Genomic DNA, 2705 nt, shown 5'->3' with positions numbered 1-2705 from the left:
CATGAGCGCCAAGAAGGACGGCATGGTCAATATCGGCGGCTTTATCGTCTTGCGCAGCGAGGAGTGGATGGACGCGGTGCGCAACGTGCTGATCATGACCGAAGGCTTTCCCACCTACGGGGGCCTGGCCGGACGCGACCTGGAGGCGCTGGCCGTCGGGCTGGAGGAGGGCATGCAGGAAGACTATCTGCGCTACCGTCTGCGCACCGCCGAATACCTGGGCGAGCGCCTGCAAGCCTCGGGCGTCGGTTTCGTCAAGCCGACCGGCGGCCATGCCGTGTACATCGACGCCCGGACCGTGCTGCCGGACATGCCGGTGGCGCATTACCCAGCCTGGGCCCTGTGCAATGCGCTCTACCTGGAGGGCGGCATCCGCGGTGTCGAGATCGGCTCCGTCATGTTTGGCAAGCGGCTGGCGGACGGCCGCGAAACCTACCACAGCATGGAACTGGTGCGCCTGGCTTTTCCGCGTCGCATGTACACCCAGTCGCATTTCGACTACGCGGCCGAGGTGATTGACGAGGTCAAGCAAAAGGCTGCCAGCATCCGCGGCGTGCGCATCACCAAGCAGCCCCAGTACCTGCGCCACTTTACCTGCGAATTGGCCTGGGTGAACGCCTGAGTGAACAGACGCTGACGGTTTTGATCACACGCCCCAGACCACATCCTTGCCAGCCTGCGCGCTGCAGCGCAGCAAGTCAATGAAGGGGGCTGAACGATGGCGCAGCATGACGCTGTCCCCTTCGATTTCACCTTCTTGTGGAAGCTCCTCCTTGCGGCGGGCCTGCGCTGCCTCGTGCGCCAGCACGGCCGCCTCCAGCGCGGCGATGGCGGCGGGAATCTGTGCCACGGTGATGATGCCCTGCGGCGACGCGTCCTTGCCAATAATGTTGAGCATCTGCTCGCCATTGAGCTGAAGCATGATGACATCGGCGGCGGCTTGGGATTTGAATTTGTAAATCATGATCAGTTTTCCATAAGACAGAACGAAAGAGGTGAGCGAATCACCATTTTGCGCGCGCATTGAGGGGCCTGTCGACCGTTTGTTCCAATTCCCCATTCGACTTGCAATGGCCGCTTTCACCCTTGGATTCCCTTGGGCTGCCAATTGCCACCCATGAAGTCGATGGCGACCGCAAGCCAGGGCGTTACTTGGCGGCGTTGAGCCGCTTCACCCCGGCCACAAAACGCGCCAAGGTGGCCGACAGCACGCCGCGCGGAATTGTCACCTCGATCAGTTGGAAGCGACCGCGTGTGACCATGGCGTGGTCCAGCGCCGCCTTCAGTTCGCCGCGCGTGCCGACGCGCACGCCATCGCCGCCCAGGCCCGCGGCCATTTCGGCAAAGCCCCAGTGGCCCAGATCATTGAAGGAGGACTCGGGTTGGAAGGTGCGCAGCATTTCCCAGCTCGCGTTGTTGAACACCAGCACGATCGGGTCCCAGCCGTAGCGCTTGCAGTTGCCCAGTTCCCAGCCGGTCATCTGGAATGCGCCATCGCCGACCAAAATCAGTGGCCGCTGGCCGGTCGCTGCCTGCAGACCCAAGCCGGCCGGCACGCCGAAACCCATCGTTGCGTAATAGCCGGGTGCCACCAGCGCCGTGTGCTCGATCTCCATCGCGGTAAACAGGCAGTCGCCCATGTCCGAGGCAATCGGCATCTTGCCGTGCTCCGCCATCAGATCGTTGACGGCGGTTGCGATGTCGGTCGGCGTGATCGAGCTTGAATCGGCCACCAGGCCATGGGGAAAGACCTGGCGTTTGACGGCAAACACCTTTTCGCCAAGGCCCATGCGCTCCAGCATGCGATCGACCAAGGCCGCCAGCGGCAACTGCGGATAGATGTGATAACCGATGGTGACCCGGCCATCGAGCGCCTGGATCGTCTTGCGCATGTCGATCTTGGTCTCGGACACGGCAAAGTTTGTGTCGCAAATGATTTCACCGAGCAGGAACAAACCATCCGAACTTTCGACCAGCTGGGTGACTTCCGGAAAGCCGGCCACGCCCATGTAGGTGCCCACCAGTGGCGCATCCTGATCGGCGAGCAGACCGCGGCCCATGAAGCTGGTCACCACCGGCACACCGAGGCGACGCGACAGCTCGGCCACCTTGTGCTCAAGTCCGTAACGGCGAACCTCGACGCCAGCCATCAAAACGGGCGACCTGGCCTGGGACAAACGTTCCAGAATCTCATCGACGCAGGCATTGAGCGCGTCCTGGTCGGGCGCCAACGCGGCTTCAGGCACCACCGGCGCGCAGGGCATGGCCACCATGTCGCGCGGAATTTCAATATAAACCGGCTCGGACTTACGCAGGCAACTGGCCAGCACGCGGGCGATGTCGGCGGGCGCACGCTCGGCGTCATCGAGTCGCACCTGGTCGCAGGTGATTTCCTTGAAGATCTGGAATTGCGAATCAAGCGTCTTGGCCTGATGGTGCAGCAACAGGCCGGAACGCGACTCGCCCTTGCCGGGCCCGCCGGAGAGCACGACCAGCGGCGATTTCTCGGCAAACGCCGCCGCCACCGAGTTGATCATGTTCAGCGCGCCGGCGCCATAGGTCACCGCGGCCACACCGAGGCCGCAGTTGATGCGCGCCGACGCATCGGCGGCAAAGCCGACGCCGGGTTCGTGCGACAGCGTATACAGCGGCAGGATCTTCGATTCTTCGATGATGCGGAAATAAGGCAGCGCAAAGTCGCCGGG

Annotated in this window: 3 protein-coding genes; 1 reads left to right on the top strand and 2 read right to left on the bottom strand. The window is 63.0% G+C overall.

What is annotated here, in order from left to right:
• Positions 1–622: beta-eliminating lyase-related protein (locus tag B3V69_RS03105; RefSeq protein WP_296443696.1), on the top strand; the 622-nt coding region annotated here is incomplete at its 5' end.
• Positions 623–646: 24 nt separating this feature from the next.
• On the opposite strand, the gene B3V69_RS03100 is transcribed toward B3V69_RS03105, so the two are convergent.
• Positions 647–964 (bottom strand): DUF1840 domain-containing protein, encoded by a 318-nt coding sequence (locus B3V69_RS03100; RefSeq protein ID WP_296443694.1) that lies wholly within the window; start codon positions 962–964, stop codon positions 647–649.
• A 184-nt stretch (positions 965–1148) separates the two neighbouring features.
• Positions 1149–2705, bottom strand: a 1557-nt coding sequence (ipdC, locus tag B3V69_RS03095; RefSeq protein WP_296443693.1) for an indolepyruvate/phenylpyruvate decarboxylase, incomplete at its 5' end; no start/stop codon positions are given.

Source organism: Rhodoferax sp. UBA5149 (genome assembly GCF_002413825.1).
Lineage (GTDB): Bacteria > Pseudomonadota > Gammaproteobacteria > Burkholderiales > Burkholderiaceae_C > Rhodoferax.
The sequence above is the reverse complement of the archived record's forward strand: the minus strand, read 5'-3'. Positions and strand labels throughout refer to the sequence as shown.

What these genes read in the sequence shown, in the direction of transcription:
- B3V69_RS03100 (WP_296443694.1), bottom strand. Translation starts at nt 964, where the DNA reads ATGATTTACAAATTCAAATCCCAAGCCGCCGCCGATGTCATCATGCTT.